The 2,749-nt window shown below is 61.7% G+C and carries 3 protein-coding genes; 1 reads left to right on the top strand and 2 read right to left on the bottom strand.

The features are described 5' to 3' along the window. Both PSV43_RS17420 and PSV43_RS17425 read right to left on the bottom strand, forming a co-directional pair. The coding region (locus PSV43_RS17420) for a PVC-type heme-binding CxxCH protein (protein WP_300200199.1) at positions 1 to 1,111 on the bottom strand (1,111 nt) is incomplete at its 3' end. Positions 1,112 to 1,451: 340 nt separating this feature from the next. Then, positions 1,452 to 2,141: a sigma-70 family RNA polymerase sigma factor gene (locus tag PSV43_RS17425; RefSeq protein WP_300200202.1), complete on the bottom strand. Its 690-nt coding sequence runs from the start codon at positions 2,139 to 2,141 to the stop codon at positions 1,452 to 1,454. A gap of 82 nt (positions 2,142 to 2,223) precedes the next feature. On the opposite strand from PSV43_RS17425, the gene PSV43_RS17430 reads away from it, so the two are divergent. Further along, on the top strand, positions 2,224 to 2,749 hold a 526-nt coding region (locus tag PSV43_RS17430; RefSeq protein WP_300200205.1), incomplete at its 3' end, for a hypothetical protein.

Genomic DNA, 2,749 nt, shown 5'->3' on the forward strand with positions numbered 1-2,749 from the left:
TGCCATCGAGTTCGCAGCGGAAGACCATGCCCTGCTGATAGGGGCGATTGTTTTGGTTGGTGCATTTGACGCCGTGGATGTCGGTGATGAGGTTGCCGTTTTTGTCGCAGAGTTGTCTGCCGGCGTTGCCGAAATTGAAGTAGAGGCGGCCATCGGGGCCGAAGTGGAAGGCGTGGATGCCATGGTCATGCTGGGCGCCGCCGATCTGGGTGAACATGAGTTCCTTGCGGTCGGCTTTGTCGTCGCCGTTGTCGTCGATGAGCCAGAAGACATCGTCGCCGCAGGAGATGAGGGCTTTGTTGCCGAGGACGCAGATGCCGTGGGCGCTGTCCACATCGTGGCCCTGGTGGAAGACGGTGGATTTGTCGGCTTTGGCGTCGCCGTCGGTGTCTTCGAGGATGAGGATGCGGTCGCCTTCGGCGCGTTCGCCGAGGTGCTTGCGGTAGTTGACGACTTCGCAAACCCAGACGCGCCCGCGATGGTCGATGTCGATGCTGGAGGGGCTGGCCATCATGGGCTCGCTAGCGAAGAGCTGGACCTTGAGCTCGGGATGCACGTCGAGGGTATCGATGGCGTCGGCTGGGGCATGGGAACTGCTGTCGCTGGCGGCGATGGGGCCGGGATTTTCGGTGTAGATGCGGAACTCGACGCTGGAGCTGCCCTGCTTGGTGCCGCCTTCATCGAGAGCGCCACGAGCCTTGAAGCGTTTCGTGCCAGCGGGGAGATTGAAGGCGATGATGCTGTTGGCGTGGGTGCCGATGCCGTACTCGATGGCTTTGCCTGCGCTGCGCAGTTCGGTGCCGCCGGCACTGGAGTTCACGCGCACGTTGTTCCAGCCGCTCTGTGCGGATTTCCATTCGATCTCGGTGAGCTTTTTCTCGCTGCCATCGGCGAGGATGAGACGTGGCTCGGCCCAGTCCGCCCAATCAGCCCCGTAGCCGTTACCGCCATCGGTGACGACGAGGTAGAGCTCCTTCGCGCCGTCGAGTGAGACGTCGATGTCCACGCTGTGGTTTGGCGTGGCGGTGGTGATGAGCTTGGACTGAAACAGCGGCTTTGGCGCGGCGAAAGCGAAGACGGGAACGAGGAGCGCGAGCAGGATGGATTTCATGCAAGGAGGAGAGTACGCCGGAGACAGAGGGAAACTTCAAGCACCAAACAACGGTGGTTTGGCTGAGCGCGTTGATCAGAGGTACGATAGGCACTCCTGCCTGTCGATCAGCGCTTGCGCAGGCAGCAGCGCCGACAAATCGGCTCACCGTCCTCTGCACCGACCCCAAACTCCACCGGCGTGTGGTAGGGTGCAATCTGACATTCACACCGCTGAGTCCGCCATGTGTCGCGCCATCCATGCGTGCCAGCTCACACCGGCTTGATTCATTCGAAAAACAAAAGTTCCTGCGTGAGCGCTGATCGACAGGCAGGAGTGCCTGTCGTACTTCAGCAGGCTCTCACTCCACGTCTTCACCCAGATAAGCCGCGAGGTGCTTGCGCAATTCGGTGCGGGCGCGGAAGAGGAGGCTTTTTACGGCGGGGAGGGACATTTTCAGGACGGCGCAGATGTCCTCGTATGGGAGGTCCTGGTGGCGGCGCATGATGACGGCGATGCGCTGCTTTTCGGGGAGGGCGGCGATGGCGGTGTCGAGCGCGTTCTCCAACTCGGTCTGCTGGGTGATGTGATCGGCGCCGGGGGTGCTGTGGTCGGTGAAATACTTCGGCGGATCGTCTTCGTTCTCCTGCTCCATGCTGACTTCCTTGCGGCGGGAGCGGCGGCGGGTTTCGTTGAAGACGAGGTTGCGGGTGATGGTGAAGAGCCAGGTGGTGAACTTGGCGGTGACTTCGTAGCGCGGGGCGCTGCGCCAGACGCGGATGAAGACCTGCTGGGCGATGTCGTGCGCGTCCTCGATGTTGTTCAACATGCGGGCGCAGGTGCCGACGACGGCGTTTTGGTGCAGCTCCACGAGGCGCTCGAAGGCCTTCACATCGCCTTCCTTGACGCGGAGCATGAGGCGGACGCTTTCCTGGTCGGATGACTCCTCGGCATCGGCGGCTGCTGCCGGCGATGAATGGGGGAGGGCGTTCCGTTCCGGTTCAGGCATGAGGTAGGCTGGCAGTGTGACTGCCATGCTAGCGAGGGTCATGCGCAATGTAAACCACCGGAGGGGCAGAATGGTTGCGCGCGAATGTTTGACGTTGGGAGCACCGCCGTTAGTCTGGGTGATTATGATCGATTTAACTTGGGACACGTCTTTCCGCGAACTCTTTGAGCGCTGCGCCAAATTGCACGCCGCTGGCGACACCCGTGCGGTCAATTGGTACACGGAGGCGGACAAGGCCTTTCTGGACTGCATTGGCTGCACGACGCAGGAGTTTTTTGACTTCGTCGATGATCACTGCCGCTACGAGGCCGAGGGGCCCACGCTGGAGACGAGCCTGCTCGTGGCTGCGGTGCGGCGGGATTACTTCCGTGTCGTGCAGAACAGTGTGAGAAGCGAAAAAGTCGTGCTGCCGAGCGAGCTGCCGCCCAAAGCAGCGGCGGTGGACGGCATGCCGTGGCTGCCGCGTTTGATCGTGAAGGCGCGGGCGAAACTCCATGGCGAGATGGACCCGGACACGATGTTTGGCTGCGGCGGTGATCGTGCGTTCTTTGAGCAGCACAAGCTGCACCCCGCCGACTTCCTGCGCGTGACGTGGGCGGCAGGGGACGATGACCAGAAGATCATCGACTTTGTGAAGACGGGGAAGATGT

This window comes from Prosthecobacter sp. (genome assembly GCF_029946185.1).
Classification (GTDB): Bacteria; Verrucomicrobiota; Verrucomicrobiia; order Verrucomicrobiales; family Verrucomicrobiaceae; genus Prosthecobacter.

What these genes read in the sequence shown, in the direction of transcription:
- PSV43_RS17425 (WP_300200202.1), bottom strand. Translation starts at nt 2,141, where the DNA reads ATGACCCTCGCTAGCATGGCAGTCACACTGCCAGCCTACCTCATGCCT.